The sequence below is a fragment of the Streptomyces sp. NPDC091281 genome, from assembly GCF_044757425.1.
In the GTDB taxonomy this organism is placed as follows: Bacteria; Actinomycetota; Actinomycetes; order Streptomycetales; family Streptomycetaceae; genus Streptomyces.
Window position 1 is genome coordinate 264,701 of sequence record NZ_JBIVUY010000001.1, and the last position, 18,217, is coordinate 282,917.

Genomic DNA, 18,217 nt, shown 5'->3' on the forward strand with positions numbered 1-18,217 from the left:
CTCCGACCTCCCCCATGGTCATCCGTCGGCGTCAGTATCGCCGTTGGGGGCGTTCCGCGCACCGGCCTGTGCCGGATCTTGGTCGGATCACGGTGTCCCCCTCAGGTGAGAACGCGTTCGCGGACCGTTCGGTTCCCTGGTGGGAGCGGTGAAACGGGCCCCGGGGCGGGGGAGAGGCACCGCCCCGGGGCCCGGCCCGGTCCCCCGCGCCCGCTCGCGTCCCGTCCTCCGCGCACCCGTACCGCGCTTCTCATCCCGCCCCGAAGTACGCCCGCACCTCCTTCTGCGCCTCGGGGCCCGCGTCCAGCAGGTCGAGGCCGAGGAGGGCGGCGCCGAGGACCGGGCGTTCGCGGACCACCGCGGGCACGGCCTTCGGGGCGCGGGCCGCCAGCAGCCGCCGTACGCCGTCGTCCAGCAGGGGGTGACCGGCCGTCAGGACGCCGCCGCCGAGCAGGACGGGGGTCTCCTCGGTGAGCAGGTCGAGGCGGGTCAGGGCGACCGTCGCCATGGTGACGACCTCGTCGGCCAGGTGCTCCACGACGGCGCGCGCGACGCCGTCGCCGTCCGCGGCCGTCGCGAAGAGCACCGGGGTCAGTTCGTGGCGGCGCTCGTGCGGGACGCGCTCCAGGTGCAGCGCCTCGATGAGGGCGTACATGGTGGGCAGCCCGAAGTGGGCGGGCAGGGTGCGGGCGAGGGCGGTGGGGGCGCCCCGGCCGTCCTCCGCGCGCGCCGCGTGCCACAGCGCCTCCTCGGCCAGCCCCCAGCCGCCGCCCCAGTCGCCGGAGACGCGGCCGAGCGCGGGGAAGCGGGCGGTGCGGCCGTCGGGGCGCATGCCGACGCAGTTGATGCCCGCCCCGCACACCACGGCCACGCCGCGGGGTTCGGCGACGCCCGCGCGCAGGATCGCGAAGGTGTCGTTGCGGACCTCGACGGTGTCGCCCCACGCGCGCGCGTGCAGCGCGGCGGCGAGCTGCTCCTCCTCGACGGGCAGGTCGGCGTTGGCGAGGCAGGCCGACACATGGGTGACCGCGGTGACGCCCGCCGTGTCGTACGCGCGCGTGACGGCCTCCGCGAGGGCGTCGACCGCCGGGCCGACGCCGACCGCGGGCGGGCGGAACCCGCCGCCGCGCGCGGTGCCGAGGACCTTGCCGTCCGCCGTGACCACGGCGACGTCGGTCTTGCTGTTGCCCGCGTCGATGGCGAGGACAGTTGCCGTCAGGCCCACGCGAGGTGCTCCCGGTTGTGTGCGATCAGTCGGTCGGTGAGGGTCTCGGCGTAGGCGTACTGGCCGACGAGGGGGTGCGCGAGGAGCGCCCGGAAGACGCGGTCCCGGCCGCCGCGCAGGGCCGCGTCCAGGGCCAGGTCCTCGTAGGCGGTGACGTGCGCGGTGAGGCCCGCGTAGAGGGGGTCCACGGCGGCCACCGGCAGCGGGACGGGGCCCTGGGGGCCGACCGCGGCCTGCACCTCCACCACGGCGTCGTCCGGGAGGAACGGCAGCGTGCCGTTGTTGAGGGTGTTGACGACCTGGTACGGGCTGCCGGAGCCGGTGAGCAGGGCGGCGGCCAGGTCGACGGCGGCCTCGGAGTAGAAGGCGCCGCCGCGCTTCGCGAGCAGCCCAGGCTTCTCGTGGAGCGCCGGGTCGGCGTACATCCGCAGCAACTCGGCTTCCATCGCGGCCACTTCGGCGGCGCGGGACGGCTTGGTGCGCAGTTCGTCCACCACCTCGTCGTGGGCGTAGTAGTAGCGCAGGTAGTACGACGGGACGACGCCGAGGCGGTCCAGGAGCGGGCGGGGCAGCCGCAGGTCGGCGGCGATCGTCCCGCCGTGCTCCGCGAGCAGCTTGGGCAGTACGTCCTCGCCGCCGGGCCCGCCGAGCCGGACGCCGGTCTCCCAGGTGAGGTGGTTGAGCCCGATGTGGTCGAGGTGGACGCCGGAGGGCGCCACGCCGAGCAGCGCGGCGAACTTCCGCTGGAGGCCGATCGCCACGTTGCACAGGCCGACCGCCCGGTGCCCGGCGCCGAGCAGGGCGCGGGTGACGATGCCGACCGGGTTGGTGAAGTCGATGATCCAGGCGCGGGGGTTGGCGCGCCGGACCCGGTCGGCGATGTCGAGGACGACGGGCACGGTGCGCAGCGCCTTGGCGAGGCCGCCCGCGCCGGTGGTCTCCTGGCCGACGCAGCCGCACTCCAGGGGCCAGGTCTCGTCCTGGGCGCGGGCGGCCTGGCCGCCGACGCGCAGCTGGAGCAGGACCGCGTCGGCGCCGTCTACCCCGGCGTCGAGGTCGGCGGTGGTGACGATCCGGCCGGGGTGTCCCTGGGCGGCGAAGATACGGCGGGCGAGGCCGCCGACCAGCTCCAGCCGGTCGGCCGCCGGGTCGACGAGGACCAGTTCCTCGATGGGCAGGGTGTCGCGCAACCGGGCGAACCCGTCGATCAGTTCGGGCGTGTAGGTCGAGCCTCCGCCGACCACGGTGAGTTTCATACGAGGTTCAACCCTTCACTCCGGTCAGGGTGACGCCCTCGACGAACGCCTTCTGCGCGAAGAAGAACACGAGGATCACCGGGGCCATGACCAGCACGGTGGCGGCCATGGTGAGGTTCCAGTCGGTGTGGTGCGCGCCCTTGAAGGACTCCAGTCCGTAACTCAGTGTCCACGCGCCGGGGTTCTCGGAGGCGTAGATCTGCGGACCGAAGTAGTCGTTCCAGGCGTAGAAGAACTGGAACAGGGCGACGGCCGCGATGCCGGGCTTGGCCATCGGGATCACCACCCGCAGCAGGGTGCGCAGTTCGCCGCAGCCGTCGACCTTGGCCGCGTCCACGTACTCGTCGGGGATCGTGGTGAGGAACTGGCGCAGCAGGAAGATGGAGAAGGCGTCGCCGAAGGCCATGGGGACGATCAGCGGCCACAGGGAGCCCGACAGGTCGAGCTGCTTGGCCCAGAACAGGTACATCGGGATGACGACGACCTGGGGCGGCAGCATCATCATCGAGATGACCAGCATCAGGGTCAGATTGCGGCCGCGGAAGCGGAACTTGGCGAGCGCGTAGGCCACCGGGACCGAGGACACCACGGTGAGGACGGTGCCGAGTCCGGCGTAGATGAGGGTGTTCTTCCACCAGGTGAGGAAGCCGGGGGTGTCGAACACGCGGCGGTAGTTGTCCCACTCCCAGGTGTCGGGGATCAGGTCGCGGCTGAGGGCCTGGGAGTCGCTCATCAGGGAGGTGAGCAGGACGAACACGAAGGGCAGCACGAAGAAGAGGGCGGCGGCCACGCCGAGGGAGTGCACTGCGATCCACTCCAGCAGGGCGCGGCGGCGGGCGGTGCGCGCGGCGTCGGGGGCGGCGGCGGGCGCGGCGGGCGGGGCCGGGGTCCGGCCGGGCCGGTCCAGGAGTCGGGTCATACGTGGTCACCTGCCTGGATGAGCCCGCCCCGGCGCCGCATCAGCAACGCGGTGAACGCCATCGACAGGGCGAAGAGGACCAGCGCCACCACACAGGCCGAGCCGTAGTCGAAGCGCTGGAAGCCGAGGTTGTAGACGAGCTGGGGGAGGGTGAGCGTCGACTTGTCCGGGTAGCCGGGCTCGAAGGAGGTGCCGGCGCCCTGGATGACGCCGGAGGCGACCTTCCCGGCGATCAGCGGCTGCGTGTAGTACTGCATGGTCTGGATGACCCCGGTGACCACGGCGAACATCACGATGGGCGAGATGTTCGGCAGGGTCACGTACCGGAACCGCTGCCAGGCGGAGGCGCCGTCGAGTCCGGCCGCCTCGTACTGCTCCTTCGGGACGTCGAGGAGGGCCGCCATGAAGATGACCATGAGGTCGCCGACGCCCCACAGGGCGAGCAGGGTGAGGGCGGGCTTGGACCAGGCGGGGTCGTTGAACCAGCCGGGCGCCGGGAGGCCGATGCCCTCCAGGATCGAGTTGACGGGCCCGGTGCCGGGGTTGAGCAGGAACGCGAACGCCATGGTGGCGGCGACCGGCGGGGCCAGGTAGGGCAGGTAGAACAGGGTGCGGAAGACGCCCGTACCCGTCTTGATCTTCGTGATGAGCAGGCCGACGCCGAGGCCGAAGACGACCCGCAGGGTGACCATCACCAGGACCAGCCACAGGGTGTTGCGCAGGGCGGGCCAGAAGTAGGGGTAGTGGGCGAAGACGTAGGACCAGTTCTTCGTGCCGGTCCAGGTCGGCGGCTTGAAGCCGTCGTAGTGCATGAAGGAGAAGTAGACGGTGGACAGCAGCGGGTAGGCGAAGAAGACCGCGAAGCCGATCAGCCACGGCGACAGGAAGGCGGTGGTGCGGAGCGCCGCCCGGCGGCGCTTCGCCCTCAACGTGTACGTGCTCACGGTTACTTGGCCTGCGCGATGTCCGTGTCGATCTGTCCGGCGGCCTTCTTCAGGCCCGCCTTCAGGTCCTTGAGCCGTCCGCTCTCGTAGTCGTAGCCGAGCTGCTGGATCGTCGTCAGGTAGACGCCACCGTTGACCGAGGCCGGGGAGGTCGTCGAGTTCGGGTCGGCGGCGATGTCCAGGAAGGTCTTGAAGCGCGGGTCGTACTTCAGCTTCGGGGACTTGAGGGCGGCCAGCGTGGACGGCACGTTGTGGATGGCGTTGGAGAAGCCGACCACCGCGTCGGTGTCGGTGGTCATGTACTTCACCAGCTCCCAGGCCGCGTTCTGCTTCTTGCTGGTCGCGGCGATCCCGGCGATGGTGCCGGTGATGTAGCCCTTGCCGTACTGGTCGGCCCGGTCGTCGGGGACGGGCAGCGGGGCGACGCCGATCTCGAAGTCCGGCTTCGCCTCCAGCGCCATCCCGAGCCGCCACTCGCCGTCGAGCTGCATCGCCACCTGGCCGGTGTGGAAGGGGTGCTTGGGGCCCCACTCGTCGCCCAGCCCGGCCCGGTACTTCTCCAGCTTCTGGAAGCCGCCGAGCGAGTCGACCAGCTTCTTCTGGAGGGTGAACCCGGCCTGCACGGCGGGGTCGGTGGCAAGCGTGGACTTGCCGTCCTCACCGAAGTAGGTGGGGGAGAACTGGCCGAGGTAGTGCTCGGTGGTGGTCTCCCAGCCGTGGTAGTTCGGCATGAACCCGAGCTGCTTGTACGAGTCGCCGTCGGCGATCGTCAGCTTCTTGGCGACCGCCTCGAACTCCGACCAGGTCTTCGGCGGCGCGGTGACGCCCGCCTTCTCGAACGCGGTCTTGTTGTAGTAGAGGCCGTACGCGTCGCCGAGCAGCGGGACCGCGCACCGGTCGCCGTCGAACTGGGTGTACTCGTTCATCGCCTTCGGGAAGGTCGTCTCCGGGTCGACACCGGACTTCTTGAAGAACGGGTTGAGGTCGATCAGCGCGCCCGAGGAGCAGAACTTGCCGACGTTGTTGGTGGTGAACGACGAGATGACGTCGGGCGCCTTCGAACCGCCCGCGCGCAGCGCCTGGTTGATCTTGTCGTCGGTCATGTTGCCGACGACGTTCACATGGATGGTGGGGTGCGTCTTCTCGAACCCGGCGACCAGGTCCTTGACGGCCTTCACCTCACCGGGCGCGCTCCAGGCGTGCCAGAAGGTGAGGGTGGTCTCCTTCGACGGGTCGTCCTCCGCGCCGGAGGAGGCCTGGCCGGTACAGGCGGTGGCGAACAGAGCCAGGGACAGGGACGCGGTCAGGGCGAAAGCCGCTTTCCGGGCGAGCGTGGACGTGCGTGTGGGCATGGCGGAGCCTCCCGGGCATGGGACGGGGCGAGGTACGGGGTGGGGAACGGGCGGTGCGGTGACGGGCGGCGCGGTACGGGTGGGGCCGTACCGGGCCGTACGGGGTGGTGCGGTGCGGGTGTCGCGGTCGGGCGGTGCGGGGGTGGGGCCGGTGCGGGCGGGTTCGGGTGGCGGGTCAGCGCGAGGTGTCGAAGACCTCGTCGCGGGTGGCGGCCAGCGCGCTCTCCAACGCGCCGCGCAGGACGGGCCGTTCGGTGACGTCGCCGACGACCAGCCGGGGCCGGGGCGCGGCCAGCTCCGCCAGCTCGGCCTGGACCAGGGCGCGCAGCACCTCACCGCCCGCGGTCAGCGAGGCGCCGCTGAGGACGACGAGTTCGGGGTCGAGGACGGCGACCAGGGAGGCCAGACCGGTGGCCAGCCGGGTGGCGTAGGTGCGCAGCAGCTCCGCGAGCGGGCCGCCGTCACCACCGTCCCCCGTGCCGTCGCCGCCGCCGCTGTCCCGGCGGGCCTCCGCCTCGGCCGCCGCGCGGGCCACGAGGGCGGCGGCGACCTCGGCGTACGGCCCGGTCGGCAGGTCGGGGACGCCGAGGTCGCGGGCGAGCCGGGGCAGCGCCTGGGAGCCGGCGAGTTCCTGGTAGCCGCCGCTGTTGGCCTTGGCGACCTGCCGGACCAGGGGCGCGCCCGGCACGGGCAGGAAGCCGACCTCGCCCGCGCCGCCGGTCCAGCCCCGGTGCAGCCGCCCGCCGAGGACGAGGGCGGCGCCGAGTCCGCCCTCGTTCCACAGCAGGACGAAGTCCTCGTGGCCGCGGGCCGCGCCGAGCCGCTGTTCGGCGACGGCGACCAGGTTGACGTCGTTCTCGTACTCGACCGGCATCGGCAGCGCCGCCGCGAGGTCGTCGAGGAGTGCGGGGGTGTGCCAGCCGGGGAGGTGGGAGGCGTAGCGCAGCCGTCCGGTGGTGGGGTCGAAGGCGCCCGGGGTGGCGACGACCAGCCGCCGCACCTCGGCGCGGGTGAGTCCGGCGGCCTTGACCGCGCCGTCCAGCGCCTCGGTGACCTGCCGGACGACGCCTCCGGCCGGGGTGCGGCCGGGGGTGGGCAGCTCGTACGTGCCGACGGTGCGGCCGGTGAGGTCGGCGACGGCGGCGAGGATGCGCTCCGGGGTGACGTCCAGGCCGGCCGCGTGACCGGCCGCCGGATTCACGCCGTAGAGCTGGGCGTTGGGGCCGGGGCGGCCCTCGGTGGTGCCGGTGGCCAGGACCAGGCCCGCCGCCTCCAGCCGGGCCAGCAGCTGGGAGGCGGTCGGCTTGGAGAGGCCGGTGAGCTTGCCGATGCGGGTGCGCGAGAGGGGTCCGTGCGCCAGCAGCAGGTCCAGGGCCGCCCGGTCGTTCATGGCGCGCAGGACGCGCGGGGTGCCCGGCGTACCGGCGGTTCCTGCCATGGGGTCTGCACCTGCCTCTCAGCCGCCCAGCTTCTCAGTGATCGCGGAGGGAAGTCCACGTGGTCTCGCCCGCCACCACTGTTAGGAAAGTTTCCTGTTCGGTGGCAGGACGGTAGGCCGGGCGGCGCGGAGGCGTCAAGGGAGGGAGAACGAATCCGCCCCCGCGGCAACGGAGTCGTTACCTGCGGGGGCGGATGCGGGCGGGGTCGGGAGGGCGGCCGTTACTTGGCGGGGCCCGCGGGCGGGGTGAGGGGCGAGGCCGCCGCCGACTGCGGGGAGCCGGTGTTGGCGTAGACGGACGGCGCCGCCATGCCCGCCGTCGGGTCGGCCGGTTCCTCGGGGCCCACCGGGATCGGCGGGCCGCCCACGATGTCGATGTCGGCCTCGTCGAAGGCCTGCTTGATGCGCCAGCGCAGCTCGCGCTCGACCGTGAGGGCCTTGCCCGGCATGGTCTTCGCGGAGACCCGCACGATCATCGAGTCCAGCAGCACGCTGTCCAGGCCCAGCACCTCGATCGGACCCCAGAGCAGCTCGTTCCAGGGCTCCTCCTTGCTCATCCGCTCCGCGACCGCGCCGACGGTCCGCTTGACCTTGTCCAGGTCCTCGGTGGGCTTGACCACCACGTCGACCCCGGCCGTCGCCCAGCCCTGGGAGAGGTTCCCGATCCGCTTCACCTCGCCGTTGCGGACGTACCAGATCTCGCCGTTGTCGCCGCGCAGCTTGGTCACGCGCAGGCCGACCTCGATGACCTCGCCGGCGGCCACGCCCGCGTCGATCTGGTCGCCGACGCCGTACTGGTCCTCCAGGATCATGAAGACGCCGGAGAGGAAGTCGGTGACCAGGTTGCGGGCGCCGAAGCCGATCGCGACGCCCGCGACGCCCGCGGAGGCCAGCAGCGGGGCCAGGTTGATCTCGAAGGTGCCGAGGATCATCAGCCCGGCGGTGCCCAGGATCAGGAAGCTCGCCACCGAGCGCAGCACCGAGCCGATCGCCTGCGAACGCTGGCGGCGCCGCTCCACGTTCACCAGCAGCCCGCCGAGGGCCGTGCCGTCGACCGCCTGCACGGTGCGGTTCATCCGGTCTATCAGCTTGGTGATCGCCCGCCGCACCACCACCCGCAGGATCGCCGCGATCACCAGGATCAGCAGCACCCTGAGGCCGATCGCGAGCCACGTCGACCAGTTCTGCTCGACCCAGCTCGCGGCGTTGGTCGCGCTCTCCTGGGCGTCCTGGAGCGACGGGACCGTCACGGCGGTGGGGGAGTCCGAGGGGACCGGCGACGGCGACGGCGAGGGGCCGTCGGCCCGTAGGACGGCGGACAGGGACACGGCAGGTACCTCCAGGTGCTGCACCGCGGCTCCGGCACGGGCGGTCAGGTCGGAGAGATCGTCATGATCTCCAAGGTCACGAAAAGGTCACCGGAGGAGCGGAATCACCACACTAACGGGGCAGCGCGCGGCCCCGGCCCGGATCGGCCCCCCGAGAGACGGGCCTCACCCGCGACGCGCCGCCCGTCCTGCGCGGGAGCGGTGACGTGTGGTCGAAAACACTCCCGGCCCGTTACCGGCACATGGTGGCGCGCGGGGCGGGCCGGAGGGGAGACTGACCTCAGATCGTCCCGGCGCGAGCCACGCGCCGCCGACGCCCAAGGAGGCATCCGTGCCGCATGTCCTGGTCCTCAACGCGTCGTACGAGCCCCTCGGCGTCGTACCGCTCCGCCGCGCGCTCGTCCTCGTCCTGGAGAACAAAGCGGTCTCCCTGGAGGAATCCGGCGCCTTCCTGCACAGCGCGACCGTCACACTCCCCGCACCCAGCGTGGTCCGGCTCAAGCGGTTCGTCCGGGTTCCCTACCGCGGCCCCGTTCCGCTCACCCGCAGGGCGCTCTTCGCGCGCGACGGGGGCCGGTGCATGTACTGCGGTGGCGTCGCAACCAGCGTCGACCACGTCATCCCGCGCAGCCGCGGGGGCAAGCACGTCTGGGACAACGTCGTGGCGTCCTGCCGTCGCTGCAACCACGTCAAGGCCGACCGCCACCTCGTCGAGATCGGCTGGCGGCTGCGCCACAAACCCGCTCCGCCCTCCGGCCTGGCCTGGCGCATCATCGGGACGGGCCACAGGGACCCGCGCTGGCTGCCGTACTTGCAGCCGTACGGCGCGGACGACGCCCTGGCCCGGATCGACGGCATCTCCGCCTGACGATCCGGGCTTTTGCATGCCCCGTGGCCCGGCGCCACGGGGCGCTCCGTGCTGAGCCCCGCCCGGACCGCGCCCTTCGGGACGATCCGTCATGGAGACGGGCGGTATGTTCGGGTGGCAAATGTGACGAGATGCGCGTTCTCCCCCGTCCGGACGTCTGCCGCCGCGCCCACGGGGTAGGGCTGCGGTAGTCCGCCCGCCCCCCCGCCGGCGCCGCCCGCGACCCGTACGGCGACGCCGCCCCCGACCCCGAGGAGGTCACCGTGGCCGCACCCGCACGCCCCCTGCCCCCGGCCCCGTCCGAACGCCCGGCCCCGTCCGCCGCCCCGTCCGCCCGGCTGCCCCGGCCCCGCCCGGCCGCGTTCAGCGCGGAGGGCGCCCACGCCGAGGCCCCGCTCACCAGCGAGCCCCCGCTGCCCGACACCGAGCCCCTGACCAGCGAGCCCCCGCTCACCGGGGAGTCCCCGCTGACCAGCGAGGCCCCGCTGGACGCCGTGGACGCGCCGGACGCCCCGGACGGGCCCGTCGGCCCGGACTCCGGTGCCCCCGCCGCCGCGGACGCCGACCTCGTGAGGCCGTAGATGACCGCACCCCTCGACGAGGACCTGACCCGGCTCGCCGCGCTGCACGGGGTGGCCGTCTCCTACAACCCCTCCCCGGACCGCGTGGTCGAGGCCTCCCGCACCGCCGTCACCCGCGCCCTCGCCGCCCTCGGCGTCGACGCGGCCACCCCGGAGGCCACCCGCGCCGCCCTCGCCGCCGCGGACCGCGAACGGGCCGCACGACTGCTGCCGCCCACCCTCGTCGGCTGGACCGGCGAACCCGCGCCCGAGGCGCTGGCCGCGCTCCCCGACGGCACCCGCCTGCGGGTGGAGACCGAGCAGGGCGAGACCCGTACCTCCGCCGAGGGACTCCCGCCCGGCGTCCACACCCTCACCGCCACCACCCCCGACGGCCGCACCGGCCGCGCCCACCTCGTCGTCGCGCCGCCCCGGCTGCCCGCCCCCGACACCCGCTGCTGGGGCCTCCTCGTCCAGCTCTACTCCCTGCTCTCCCGCCGCTCCTGGGGCATGGGCGACCTCGGCGACCTCGCCGAGCTGACCGCCTGGGCCGGACGCACCCTCGGCGCCGGGTTCGTCCAGGTCAACCCCCTGCACGCGGCCGTCCCCGGCGCCCCCACCGACCCCTCCCCCTACCGGCCCTCCTCGCGCCGCTTCCCCGACCCCGTCCACCTGCGGGTGGAGGACGTCCCCGAGTTCGCGTACGTCGACGACCCCGCCCGGATGCGGAGCCTCCTGGAGCGGGCCGCCCTGCTGCGCGACACCGTCCTCGACAAGGGCGCCCTCATCGACCGCGACGCCGTCTGGGAACTCAAGCGCGAGGCGCTGGAACTGGTCGCCGCCGTCCCCCTCGGACCCGGCCGCCGCGCCGCCTACTGCGACTTCCTCGCCCGCGAGGGCCGGTCCCTGGAGGACCACGCCACCTGGTACGCCCTCGCCGAGGTGCACGGCCCCGACTGGCACACCTGGCCCGAGCCGCTGCGCGACCCGCGCTCCGCCGGGACCGCCCGCGCCCGCTCCGCCCTCATGGACCGGGTCGACCTCCACTCCCGGCTGGCCTGGCTCACCGACACCCAGCTCACCGCCGCCCAGCGCGCCGCCCGCGAGGCGGGCATGGCCGTCGGGATCGTCCACGACCTCGCCGTCGGCGTGCACCCCGGCGGCGCCGACGCCTGGGCGCAGCAGGAGTACTTCGCCGCCGGGATGTCGGTCGGCGCGCCCCCGGACGCCTTCAACGCGCGCGGCCAGGACTGGGGCCTGCCGCCCTGGCGCCCCGACCGGCTCGCCGCGTCCGGCTACGCCCCCTACCGGCACCTGCTGCGCGCCCTGTTCCGCCACACGGGCGCCCTGCGCATCGACCACGTCATGGGCCTGTTCCGCCTCTGGTGGGTCCCCCAGGGCGAACCGCCCACCGAGGGCACCTACGTCCGCTACGACGCCGAGGCCATGCTCGCGGTGCTGGTCCTGGAGGCCTCCCGCGCCGGGGCGGTGGTGATCGGGGAGGACCTCGGCACCGTCGAGCCCGGCGTGCGGGAGGCGCTGCGCGAGCGCGGCGTGCTCGGCACGTCCGTGCTCTGGTTCGAGCGGGACTGGGACGGCGACGGCCGCCCGCTGCCCCCGGACGCCTGGCGCTCCGACTGCCTGGCCACCGCCACCACCCACGACCTGCCGTCCACCGCCGCCCGCCTCACCGGCGAGCACGTCGGACTCCGCGACCGGCTGGGCCTGCTGACCCGCCCGCTCGCCGAGGAACGCGCGGAGGCCGCCGCCGACACGGGGGAGTGGCTGGAGGTGCTGACCCGGCTCGGTCTGCTGCACGGCGCGGGCGGCGGCGGGGACACCTCCTCGGAGGAGGCCGAGATCCAGGCCGTCCACCGCTTCCTGCTGCGCACCCCGGCCCGCATGGTCGGCGTCTGGCTCCCCGACGGAGTCGGCGACCGCCGCCCGCAGAACCTCCCCGGCACCTGGGACCAGTACCCCAACTGGCGCCTCCCGATCGCCGACCCGGACGGCCGCCCCGTCACCCTGGAGGACCTGGCGTCCTCCCCCCGGGTGCACGCGCTGCTGGAGGTGCTGCGGGCGGACGGGGGTCCCGCGCCGGAGGCGGCGGCGGACGGGTCCTGACACCGGGGGGCCACGCCCGGCGGGGGCCGTGCCGGGCCGCGCGGGGGTGCCGTACGGCACCCCGGACGCGCGGCTCGGGACGGCGTTCGCTAACTTGGCACCGTGGACAAGAAGAACGCCCTGCGCGCCGGCGCCCTGGCCGCCGGTACGACGCTGATGATGCTGCTCATGTCGTCCCCCGCGCTCGCGCTGACCCGCGACGACGGTGACGACCCCGGTCCGGGCCTGAGCGTCATCGAGACGCTGGGCCTCTTCGTGGTGGCCCCGATCGTGATCTTCGCGGTCATCGCCGGTCTGGTGTGGGTCCTGGACCGCTCCAAGGACCGGCACGACCCCACCTCCTCCAACATCGTGGTGAAGGGCGAGGCGCCCGCCGCCAAGGCCTGACCCCCGTCCCCAGCGCACCGTCCGAGGGCGCCGTCTCCAGAGCCGTACGCGTACGCGTCGTACGGTTCCGGGGGCGGCGCCCTCCGCCGTGCGCCGGGCCGCTCAGCGCTGTTCCGTCGTCCGGAGCAGTTCGCGCAGCAGGTCGGCCAGGACGGCGGCCCGTTCGGGGTCCAGCGCGGCGGTGAGCGCCTCCGCCTCGACGGCGAGGCCGAGCCCGACGGCCCGGTCGACCAGGTCCAGCCCCTCCTCGGTGAGGGTGACCCGCAGGCCCCGGCGGTCGTGCGGGTCGGGTGAGCGGCGCAGCAGCCCGGCCCGCTCCAGCTTGTCGAGGCGGCCGGTCATCCCGCCGGTGGTGAGCATCAGCGTGGCCGACAGTTCGCGCGGGGAGAGCGTGTAGGGCTCGCCCGTACGGCGCAGGGTGGCCAGGACGTCGAACTCGCCGCGCGCGATGCCGAGCGGGGCGTACGCCTTCTCGATGCGGTCGCCCATCGCGCGGGAGAGCCGGAAGACGCGGCCGAAGATCTCCATCGGGGCGGTGTCGAGGTCGGGGCGGACCGCCGACCACTGTCCGGCGATCGTGTCCACCGGGTCGGCCGGACCCCGCTGCTGCTCAGTACTCATGCGGGGAGTATCCGGGCCCGTCCGGTCGCCCGCAAGAAAGCGGGTCGATGGCCAGTGGGTCGGCAGCCAGTGGATCGGCGGACAGTGAATCGACGGCAAGTGACTTGACTGCAAGTAGCTTAGCGCTAAGCTAATGACGACCGAGCCAGAGCGCTGCCGGGCCGTACCGCCGCAGCCGCCCGTGAGAGGGGTGCCGGACATGAACCGGACCGCGACCGTCCTGCTCACCGCCGTCGCCCCCGTCTCCTGGGGCACCACCTACTACGTCACCACCGAACTCCTCCCGCCCGGCCGCCCCCTCTTCACCGCGCTGGTACGGGCCCTGGCCGCCGGGCTGCTGCTGCTCGCCGTGGCCAGGAAGCTGCCGCGCGGGATCTGGTGGGGGAAGGCGGCCGTGCTGGGCGCCCTCAACATCGGCGCCTTCTTCCCGCTGCTGTTCCTCGCCGCCTACCGCCTCCCCGGCGGCACCGCGGCCGTCGTCGGCTCCGTCGGCCCCCTGGTCGTCGCCGGGCTCTCCGTGCCGCTGCTGGGCCGCCGCCCCACCGTCCGCACCCTGCTCACCGGGGTCGCGGCCGTGGCCGGGGTCGGCCTGGTCGTGCTGCGGGCGGCCGGGGCGCTGGACACCGTCGGCCTGCTGGCGGCGCTCGCCTCCACCGTCTCCATGTCCACCGGGATCGTCCTCACCAAGCGGTGGGGCAGCCCCGCCGGGACCGGCCCGCTCGCCCTGGCCGCCTGGCAGCTCACCGCGGGCGGCCTGCTCGTCGCGCCGCTCGCCCTGCTCGCCGAGGGCGCCCCGCCCGCCCTGGACGCCCGCGCCGTCGCCGGATACCTCTACCTGACGCTCGCCGGGACCGCCGTCGCCTACTGGCTCTGGTTCCGCGGCATCGCCCGCCTCAGCGCCACCCAGGTCACCTTCCTCGCCCCGCTCTCCCCGCTCACCGCCGCCGTCGTCGGCTGGGCCGCCCTCGGCCAGGGCCTCACCGCCGTGCAACTTCTCGGCATGGCACTGGCGTTCGGCGCCACCGTCGCCGGACAGCTCCCCGGCCGCCGCCCGGCGGCCACCGCGCCCCCGGCCGGGCCCGCCGTCACCCCCGCCGCCGTGCCGGTCGCCGCCGGGCGCGGGCGCGCCGGAACGTCGTCGCCCCGCGCCGCACTCCCGTGGAAGGATGGCGCAACCCACCCATAACGAGGAGATGACCGCGTGCCTGGCACAAACCTGACTCGCGAAGAGGCGCGGCAGCGGGCGAAGCTGCTCACCGTTGACTCGTACGAGATCGATCTCGACCTCTCCGGAGCGCAGGGCGAGGGCGGCACCTACCGGTCCGTGACCACGGTGCGCTTCGACGTCGCGGAGAAGGGCGCCGCGTCCTTCATCGACCTGGTCGCGCCCACCGTCCACGAGGTGACCCTCAACGGCGACGCCCTCGACCCGGCCGAGGTCTTCGCCGACTCCCGGATCGCGCTGCCCGGCCTGCTCGACGGCCGCAACGTCCTGCGCGTCGTCGCCGACTGCGCCTACACCAACACCGGTGAGGGCCTGCACCGGTTCGTCGACCCAGTCGACGAACAGGCCTACCTCTACACGCAGTTCGAGGTGCCCGACGCCCGCCGCGTCTTCGCCTCCTTCGAGCAGCCCGACCTCAAGGCCACCTTCGCGTTCCGGGTGAAGGCCCCGTCCGGCTGGACCGTGATCTCCAACTCCCCGACGCCCGAACCCAAGGACGACGTCTGGGAGTTCGCGCCGACCCCGCGGATCTCCACGTACATCACCGCGCTCATCGTCGGCCCGTACCACTCCGTGCACAGCGTCTACGAGAAGGACGGGCAGAGCGTCCCGCTCGGCATCTACTGCCGTCCCTCGCTCGCCGAACACCTCGACTCCGACGCCATCTTCGAGGTCACCCGCCAGGGCTTCGACTGGTTCCAGGAGAAGTTCGACTACGCGTACCCGTTCGAGAAGTACGACCAGCTCTTCGTCCCCGAGTTCAACGCGGGCGCCATGGAGAACGCGGGCGCGGTCACCATCCGCGACCAGTACGTCTTCCGCTCCAAGGTGACGGACGCCGCGTACGAGCTGCGTGCCGAGACGATCCTGCACGAGCTGGCCCACATGTGGTTCGGCGACCTGGTCACCATGGAGTGGTGGAACGACCTCTGGCTCAACGAGTCGTTCGCCACCTACACCTCCATCGCCTGCCAGGCCTACGCCCCCGGCAGCCGCTGGCCGCACTCCTGGACCACCTTCGCCAACTCCATGAAGACGTGGGCCTACCGGCAGGACCAGCTGCCCTCCACGCACCCGATCATGGCGGAGATCAACGACCTCGACGACGTCCTGGTCAACTTCGACGGCATCACCTACGCCAAGGGCGCCTCCGTCCTCAAGCAGCTCGTCGCCTACGTCGGCATCGACGCGTTCTTCCAGGGCGTCCAGGCCTACTTCAAGGCCCACGCCTTCGGCAACACCCGCCTCTCCGACCTCCTCGGCGCCCTGGAGCGGACCTCCGGCCGTGATCTGAAGGCCTGGTCGAAGGCGTGGCTGGAGACCGCCGGCATCAACGTCCTGCGCCCCGAGATCGAGACCGACGAGCAGGGCGTCATCACCGGCTTCGCGGTCCGCCAGGAGGCCCCCGCGCTGCCCGCGGGCGCCAAGGGCGAGCCCACCCTGCGCCCGCACCGCATCGCCGTCGGCTTCTACGACCTCGACGCCGACGGCCGCCTGGTGCGCGGCGAGCGCGTCGAGCTGGACGTGGACGGCGAGCTGACCGCCGTACCGCAGCTCACCGGCAAGCCCCGCCCGGCCGTCGTCCTCCTCAACGACGACGACCTGTCGTACGCCAAGGTCCGCCTCGACCCCGCCTCGCTCGCCTTCGTCACCGACCACCTCGGCGACTTCGCGGAGTCCCTGCCGCGCGCGCTGTGCTGGGCCTCGGCCTGGGACATGACCCGCGACGCCGAACTCCCCACCCGCGACTACCTGTCGCTGGTGCTGTCCGGCATCGGCAAGGAGTCCGACATCGGCGTCGTGCAGTCGCTGCACCGCCAGGTCAAGCTCGCCCTCGACCTGTACGCCGACCCCACCGCCCGCGAGGCCCTGCTCACCCGCTGGACCGACGCCACCCTCGCCCATCTGCGGTCCGCCGAGGCGGGCGGCGACCACCAGCTGGCCTGGGCGCGCGCCTTCGCGGCCACCGCCCGCACCCCCGAGCAGCTCGACCTGCTGGAGGCGCTGCTGGACGGCTCGCAGACCGTCGAGGGCCTCGCCGTCGACACCGAGCTGCGCTGGTCGTTCGTGCAGCGGCTCGCCGCGGTCGGCCGCTTCGACGAGGCGGAGATCGCCGCCGAGTACGAGCGCGACCGCACCGCCGCGGGGGAGCGGCACGCGGCGACCGCCCGCGCCGCCCGCCCCACGGAGGAGGCGAAGGAGGAGGCCTGGGCGCAGGTCGTCGAGTCCGACAAGCTGCCCAACGCCGTCCAGGAGGCCGTCATCGGCGGCTTCGTGCAGACCGACCAGCGCGAGCTGCTCGCGGCGTACACGGACCGCTACTTCGACGCCCTGAAGGGCGTCTGGGACGCGCGCTCGCACGAGATCGCCCAGCAGATCGCGGTCGGCCTCTACCCGGCGCTCCAGGTCTCCGAGGAGACCCTCCGCAAGACGGACGCCTGGCTGACCTCCGCCGAGCCCAACGCGGCCCTGCGGCGCCTGGTCGCCGAGGCCCGTTCCGGCGTGGAGCGCGCCCTGCGCGCCCAGGCGGCGGACGCGCGCTAGGCGCCCCGTCGTACGCGGCACGCGGCACGCGGTGACGTGAGGGGCGCCCGGTTCCGGCCGGGCGCCCCTCACGCGTGCCGGGGGGCCGTGCGGGGACGGTTCACAGGCGGGGCGGCAGGCCGAAGGCCGGAAGCAGGTGCGGCTCGAAGGACGTGATGCGGGTGACGCGGTCGTCCGCCACGCTCAGCACGACGAAGGCCTCCGCGCGGTGCACGGCGGTACCGGTGCGGCGGACGTAGATCCCGGCGGCGGGCCGCCCGTTGGCGCGGGTGGGGCGGTGCAGACGGTGGCCGGGGTAGGCGGGGGACGCCGGGTCCAGGGCCGGGCGGAGGAAGGCGAGGACCGCCTCCCGGCCCGCGCACCACCAGCGGTTCGGCGGCGCCGTCAGCAGGACGTCCTCGGCGAGCAGCCCGCCCAGCGCCGCGAGGTCGCCCGCCTCGGCGGCGGCCGTGTAGCGGGCCAGCACCGCGTCCCCGCCGGAGGCCGGTCCCGGGACGCCGTCCGGCAGCAGCGCGCGCAGCGCGGGCCGGGCCCGCAGCAGCGCGCTCTCCAGCGCGTCCGGCGTCATGTCCAGCGCCTCGGCGGTCCGCGCGGGCGACAGCGCCAGCACGTCCCGCAGCAGCAGCGCGGCCCTTTGCCGGGGCGGGAGTTGCTGGAGCGCCACGACCGCGGCCAGCCCCAGCGGACCGCGCGGCACCACGCCCTCCCCGGTCGCCTCCCCGCCGTCCCCCACCTCGAACGCGCCGTCGTCGGGCGGGAGTTCGGCGTCCGGGTACGGCTGGAGCCAGGCCACCCGCGTCGGTGCCTCACCGGAGCCCCGGCCGAAGCCGGGCAGCGCGTCGTAGGCGTGCGGGCGGCGCGCGGTACGGCGCTGGAGGTCCAGGCAGGCGGCCGTAGCCATCCGGTACAGCCAGGCGCCCAACTCCCCGCCCGTGAAGGTGTCCCGGGCCCGCCAGGCCCGCAGGAACGTCTCCCGCACCAGGTCCTCGGCGTCGTCCCAGGAGCCGGTCATCCGGTAGCAGTGCGCCCGGACCGCCCGCCGGTGCGGCTCGGTCAGCGCGGCGAACGCCAGCCCGTCGCAGGGGAGTCCGCCCGCCGTCACCGCCGTGGGCGCCACCCGCGCGGCCTCCGGGACGGGACCGCCGTACTCCTCCTCGTCGTCCGCCGCCGTGTCCCGCGCCGTACGGACCATCCGGCCCAGCCGCTCCACCGCCGCCGCCAGCTCCGCCACCGAGGGCTCCGTGGCCGACAGTTGACGGGCCGTCACTTCCGTGGCGAGCCTGCCTATCTCCTCGGCGAGCCGCGCCGCGCTCACCGCCTCCCGGTCGTGACCGGCGGGCCGGTCGGGCGGCGGGGGCCCCTGGTCGGGACAGGACGCTGCGGCGGCCGAGACCACGGGCACCTCCGGAAGTTGAGACCGAGACGA

Annotated in this window: 15 protein-coding genes; 6 read left to right on the forward strand and 9 right to left on the reverse strand. The window is 73.9% G+C overall.

Going from position 1 to position 18,217, the window contains the following annotated elements; genetic code table 11:
* Positions 1 to 250: 250 nt before the first annotated feature.
* The 7 genes from ACIQPQ_RS01220 to ACIQPQ_RS01250 all read right to left on the reverse strand — a co-directional run bounded on the left by ACIQPQ_RS01220 (position 251) and on the right by ACIQPQ_RS01250 (position 8,462).
* Positions 251 to 1,225: an N-acetylglucosamine kinase gene (locus tag ACIQPQ_RS01220; RefSeq protein ID WP_401298140.1), complete on the reverse strand. Its 975-nt coding sequence runs from the start codon at positions 1,223 to 1,225 to the stop codon at positions 251 to 253.
* Positions 1,216 to 2,481, reverse strand: coding sequence for a 6-phospho-beta-glucosidase (locus ACIQPQ_RS01225; protein ID WP_401298143.1), 1,266 nt, complete (start codon positions 2,479 to 2,481; stop codon positions 1,216 to 1,218). Before ACIQPQ_RS01225 ends, ACIQPQ_RS01220 begins: the two co-directional genes overlap by 10 nt.
* Before the next feature lie 7 nt (positions 2,482 to 2,488).
* A complete protein-coding gene (locus ACIQPQ_RS01230) occupies positions 2,489 to 3,400 on the reverse strand; it encodes a carbohydrate ABC transporter permease (protein WP_401298145.1) in 912 nt (303 codons plus the stop codon).
* Entirely contained in the window at positions 3,397 to 4,344 is a 948-nt protein-coding gene (locus ACIQPQ_RS01235; RefSeq protein WP_383767723.1) for a carbohydrate ABC transporter permease, read from the reverse strand. The genes ACIQPQ_RS01230 and ACIQPQ_RS01235 overlap by 4 nt, the downstream gene beginning before the upstream one ends.
* Before the next feature lie 2 nt (positions 4,345 to 4,346).
* Positions 4,347 to 5,696, reverse strand: a complete 1,350-nt coding sequence (locus ACIQPQ_RS01240) for an ABC transporter substrate-binding protein (protein WP_401298148.1) — start codon at positions 5,694 to 5,696, stop codon at positions 4,347 to 4,349.
* 175 nt (positions 5,697 to 5,871) lie between these two features.
* Positions 5,872 to 7,134 carry an ROK family transcriptional regulator gene (locus tag ACIQPQ_RS01245; protein WP_401298151.1) on the reverse strand — a complete coding sequence of 421 codons (1,263 nt, stop codon included), beginning with the start codon at positions 7,132 to 7,134 and terminating at the stop codon, positions 5,872 to 5,874.
* Between the two features lie 221 nt (positions 7,135 to 7,355).
* Complete coding sequence (locus ACIQPQ_RS01250) at positions 7,356 to 8,462, reverse strand: mechanosensitive ion channel family protein (protein ID WP_401298154.1); 1,107 nt, start codon at positions 8,460 to 8,462, stop codon at positions 7,356 to 7,358.
* 331 nt (positions 8,463 to 8,793) lie between these two features.
* Between ACIQPQ_RS01250 and ACIQPQ_RS01255 the strand changes: the two genes are divergently transcribed.
* From ACIQPQ_RS01255 to ACIQPQ_RS01270, 4 genes are all read left to right on the forward strand, one after another.
* The gene (locus ACIQPQ_RS01255) at positions 8,794 to 9,330 is read left to right on the forward strand and encodes an HNH endonuclease (RefSeq protein ID WP_383767712.1); all 537 of its coding nucleotides are present in this window, start codon (positions 8,794 to 8,796) and stop codon (positions 9,328 to 9,330) included.
* 263 nt (positions 9,331 to 9,593) lie between these two features.
* Positions 9,594 to 9,911: a hypothetical protein gene (locus ACIQPQ_RS01260; RefSeq protein ID WP_401298157.1), complete on the forward strand. Its 318-nt coding sequence runs from the start codon at positions 9,594 to 9,596 to the stop codon at positions 9,909 to 9,911.
* Positions 9,912 to 12,014 (forward strand): 4-alpha-glucanotransferase, encoded by a 2,103-nt coding sequence (gene malQ / locus ACIQPQ_RS01265; RefSeq protein ID WP_401298160.1) that lies wholly within the window; start codon positions 9,912 to 9,914, stop codon positions 12,012 to 12,014.
* A 102-nt stretch (positions 12,015 to 12,116) separates the two neighbouring features.
* On the forward strand, positions 12,117 to 12,401 hold the full coding sequence (locus ACIQPQ_RS01270) for a hypothetical protein (protein ID WP_383767704.1): 285 nt from the start codon (positions 12,117 to 12,119) through the stop codon (positions 12,399 to 12,401).
* Between the two features lie 102 nt (positions 12,402 to 12,503).
* Here the strand turns inward: ACIQPQ_RS01270 and ACIQPQ_RS01275 are convergent, their stop codons facing one another.
* Positions 12,504 to 13,022 carry a MarR family winged helix-turn-helix transcriptional regulator gene (locus tag ACIQPQ_RS01275; RefSeq protein WP_401298163.1) on the reverse strand — a complete coding sequence of 173 codons (519 nt, stop codon included), beginning with the start codon at positions 13,020 to 13,022 and terminating at the stop codon, positions 12,504 to 12,506.
* A 199-nt stretch (positions 13,023 to 13,221) separates the two neighbouring features.
* On the opposite strand from ACIQPQ_RS01275, the gene ACIQPQ_RS01280 reads away from it, so the two are divergent.
* Together ACIQPQ_RS01280 and pepN are read left to right on the forward strand one after the other, a co-directional pair.
* Entirely contained in the window at positions 13,222 to 14,208 is a 987-nt protein-coding gene (locus tag ACIQPQ_RS01280) for an EamA family transporter (protein ID WP_401298166.1), read from the forward strand.
* Positions 14,209 to 14,223: 15 nt separating this feature from the next.
* Complete coding sequence (gene pepN, locus ACIQPQ_RS01285) at positions 14,224 to 16,791, forward strand: aminopeptidase N (RefSeq protein ID WP_401298169.1); 2,568 nt, start codon at positions 14,224 to 14,226, stop codon at positions 16,789 to 16,791.
* Positions 16,792 to 16,891: 100 nt separating this feature from the next.
* On the opposite strand, the gene ACIQPQ_RS01290 is transcribed toward pepN, so the two are convergent.
* Positions 16,892 to 18,193, reverse strand: a complete 1,302-nt coding sequence (locus ACIQPQ_RS01290) for an RNA polymerase subunit sigma-70 (protein WP_401298172.1) — start codon at positions 18,191 to 18,193, stop codon at positions 16,892 to 16,894.
* Positions 18,194 to 18,217: the final 24 nt, after the last annotated feature.